Source organism: Exiguobacterium sp. SH0S1 (assembly GCF_004337165.1).
GTDB classification, from domain to species: Bacteria; Bacillota; Bacilli; order Exiguobacteriales; family Exiguobacteriaceae; genus Exiguobacterium; species Exiguobacterium aurantiacum_A.
In genome coordinates this window covers 1-1,127 of the sequence record NZ_SJVC01000017.1, presented here as the reverse complement: position 1 = coordinate 1,127, position 1,127 = coordinate 1, and the positions used below count along the sequence as shown (strand labels likewise).

General features: G+C 49.2%; 10 tRNA genes and 1 rRNA gene. All 11 read left to right on the top strand.

Features of this window, described 5'->3' with window-relative positions:
* Nucleotides 1-19 precede the first annotated feature (19 nt).
* The 11 genes from rrf (at nt 20) to EVJ20_RS14965 (ending at nt 1,126) form a co-directional block, all read left to right on the top strand.
* Nucleotides 20-135 (top strand): 5S ribosomal RNA (gene rrf / locus EVJ20_RS15015).
* A gap of 83 nt (nt 136-218) precedes the next feature.
* Nucleotides 219-294: transfer RNA gene (locus EVJ20_RS15010), tRNA-Asp, on the top strand.
* A gap of 24 nt (nt 295-318) precedes the next feature.
* Nucleotides 319-394 (top strand) — tRNA-Phe (locus tag EVJ20_RS15005).
* Nucleotides 395-403: 9 nt separating this feature from the next.
* Nucleotides 404-479 (top strand) — tRNA-Thr (locus EVJ20_RS15000).
* A gap of 10 nt (nt 480-489) precedes the next feature.
* A tRNA-His gene (locus tag EVJ20_RS14995) sits at nt 490-565 on the top strand.
* Between the two features lie 12 nt (nt 566-577).
* Nucleotides 578-653, top strand: a tRNA-Lys gene (locus EVJ20_RS14990).
* Between the two features lie 37 nt (nt 654-690).
* Nucleotides 691-771: transfer RNA gene (locus EVJ20_RS14985), tRNA-Leu, on the top strand.
* Nucleotides 772-792: 21 nt separating this feature from the next.
* A tRNA-Gly gene (locus EVJ20_RS14980) sits at nt 793-867 on the top strand.
* 7 nt (nt 868-874) lie between these two features.
* Nucleotides 875-959 (top strand) — tRNA-Leu (locus EVJ20_RS14975).
* 6 nt (nt 960-965) lie between these two features.
* Nucleotides 966-1,042, top strand: a tRNA-Arg gene (locus EVJ20_RS14970).
* 7 nt (nt 1,043-1,049) lie between these two features.
* Nucleotides 1,050-1,126 (top strand) — tRNA-Pro (locus tag EVJ20_RS14965).
* The last annotated feature ends 1 nt before the right edge of the window (nt 1,127 follow it).

Here is a 1,127-nt window from a genome sequence, read left to right as displayed (position 1 = left end):
TCAGGGAACAATTCCCTTGTCTGGTGGCGATAGCGAAGCGGCCACACCCGTTCCCATGCCGAACACGGAAGTTAAGCGCTTCAGCGCCGAAAGTAGTTGGGGGTCTCCCCCTGTGAGGATAGGACGTTGCCAGGCTTTTTATTTTTTTACAAAACTTATTGACTTTATCCTAATTGACATTTAAAATAGGTGGAGTCGATACAAATAGTTTTACAAACGGTCCCGTGGTGTAGCGGTTAACATGTCTGCCTGTCACGCAGAAGATCGCGGGTTCGAATCCCGTCGGGACCGCCATTTTTAATTTAAACTTAATAAGTTGGCTTTGTAGCTCAGTTGGTAGAGCAAAGGACTGAAAATCCTTGTGTCGGCGGTTCGATTCCGTCCAAAGCCACCATTTACACCTGCCGGTGTAGCTCAGTTGGTAGAGCATCTGACTTGTAATCAGAGGGTCGAGGGTTCAAATCCTTTCGCCGGCACCATTTTTTCATGGCGATTGTGGCGAAGTGGTTAACGCACCGGATTGTGATTCCGGCATTCGAGGGTTCAATTCCCTTCAGTCGCCCCATTTTAAATTAATGAGCCATTAGCTCAGTTGGTAGAGCATCTGACTTTTAATCAGAGGGTCGCAGGTTCGAGCCCTGCATGGCTCACCATTTCTCATTAATTAATAGTTATATTTGAATATTATATGCGGGTGTGGCGGAATTGGTAGACGCGCTAGACTTAGGATCTAGTGTCCTTGACGTGGGGGTTCGAGTCCCTTCACCCGCATCTCTAATCAAAACTCATATTGCGGAAGTAGTTCAGTGGTAGAATACGACCTTGCCAAGGTCGGGGTCGCGGGTTCGAATCCCGTCTTCCGCTCCATTAATACGCGGTCGTGGCGGAATCGGTAGACGCGCTAGGTTGAGGGCCTAGTGGTGGTTAACACCGTGGAGGTTCAAGTCCTCTCGACCGCATTTTATGCACCCTTAGCTCAGCTGGATAGAGCGTTAGACTACGAATCTAAAGGCCGGGAGTTCGAATCTCTCAGGGTGCACCATTTATAACGGGAAGTAGCTCAGCTTGGTAGAGCACTTGGTTTGGGACCAAGGGGTCGCAGGTTCGAATCCTGTCTTCCCGACCAT